We start from the raw sequence: 1,522 nt of genomic DNA, 5'->3' as shown, positions 1-1,522 counted from the left end.
CGCCGCGCCGGTCACGGTCGACCACCTGGCGTACGACGGCGGCGCCGCCGTGAGCGGCGAGGTAGTCCAGGCCGCCGGCCTCCCGCAACCGGTCCACGGCGGAGGTCAACTCGGCGGCGAAGCCCGGGTGCTCGTCGGCGGCGTGCTCGATGTCCTCGGCCAGCGTGGCCCGGGCCTTGGCGCTGTGCGGGCTCTGCTGCACGTACTCGAATCCGAGGTGGTCGTCGTCGTCGAGGCGCTGCCGCACCAGCCGGTGCAGGCCGCGGACGTCCTCGATCAGGGCCGGTCCACCTGCCGTCTCGTTCATCAGTCCGGTCGTGACGTACGCCGCTGCCGCCACGGCGTATCCCGCATGCTCCCGCACGATGCCTCCTCGCGATCCGCACCGCCGGTGCCCACCGGCGTCGGTTGCATGATGACGGCCTCAGGCAAGCCGATCCACATCGGACACGCGGGAGGAGTCGTTCAGCGGGCGTCGGCCGGGCGTCGGGTGGCCGGGACCAGCGCCAGCGTCGGGAGCAGCAGCAGTGGCACGACGAGCAGGGCGCGGAGCGTACCGACCTGGTCGCCGAGGAACCCGAGCAGCGGAGGCCCGGCCAGGAACGCCGTGTAGCCGATCACCGCGACGACGCTGACCCGGGCCGGGGCCCGGTCCTCGTCGTCGGCCGCCGCGCTCATGCCGACCGGGAAGCCGAGCGACGCGCCGAGTCCCCAGAGCGCCACCCCGACGATCGCTACCGGTCCGGAGCCGGCCAGCACCGCCAGCCCCGCGCCGACGACGGCCAGCAGGATCGTGCCGAGCAGCACCGGCGCCCGGCCCCACCGGTCCAGGGCCACGGTGCCGGCGGTACGTCCCACCGTCATCCCCACGACGAACACGCCGAAGACCGCGGCACCGGCGGCCTCGCTGAGGCCGTACCCGTCGATGAACGCGACCGCGAGCCAGTCGTTGGCGCTGCCCTCGGCGAACGCCATGACCAGCACGAAGAGGCCGATGAGCAGGGTACGCGGCTCACGCCAGGCGCTGAGCAGGTCGCGGCGGCGGCCGGGGGCGGTGGTGTCCGTGCCGGCGGAGGTGGTCTCCGTCGCCGGCAGGAAGTCCCGCGCGCCGGCCACCGTGCCGGCCAGCACGATCGCCGCCAGGACGGTGAGGTGGACGGCGACCGGGACGCCGAGCCGGGCGGCCCCGGCCCCCAGGCCCGCGCCGGCCACCGAGCCGAGGCTCCACGCCGCGTGGAACCGGGGCATGATCGTCCGACCGAGCCGCCGCTCGACCGCCGCCCCCTCGATGTTCATGGCCACGTCACACATGCCGGAGCCGAAGCCGAGGGCGAACAGGCCGACCGCCACGCCGGCCAGCGAGCCGACGACACCGCCGGAGATTCCCACCACGGCCAGGCCGAGCGCCACGAGCACCGTGGCGACGACCCAGCTGCCCGACGCCCCGCCGCGGCGGTCCCCGGCCACCGTTGGCAGCTCCCGGGGGATCGACCTGGCCCTGCTGGAGACGGTGCTGGTGCAC

Annotated in this window: 2 protein-coding genes; both read right to left on the bottom strand. The window is 75.2% G+C overall.

Annotated features, from left to right (window positions below; translation table 11 throughout):
- On the bottom strand, positions 1 to 364 hold a 364-nt coding region (locus tag AB0I76_RS29735; RefSeq protein ID WP_357042405.1), incomplete at its 3' end, for a hypothetical protein.
- 101 nt (positions 365 to 465) lie between these two features.
- Positions 466 to 1,522: MFS transporter (locus tag AB0I76_RS29730; protein WP_357042402.1), on the bottom strand; the 1,057-nt coding region annotated here is incomplete at its 5' end.

Origin of the sequence: Micromonospora sp. NPDC049799 (genome assembly GCF_040656655.1) — a bacterium.
In the GTDB taxonomy this organism is placed as follows: domain Bacteria; phylum Actinomycetota; class Actinomycetes; order Mycobacteriales; family Micromonosporaceae; genus Micromonospora.
This window is presented reverse-complemented; position numbering and strand designations above follow the sequence as displayed.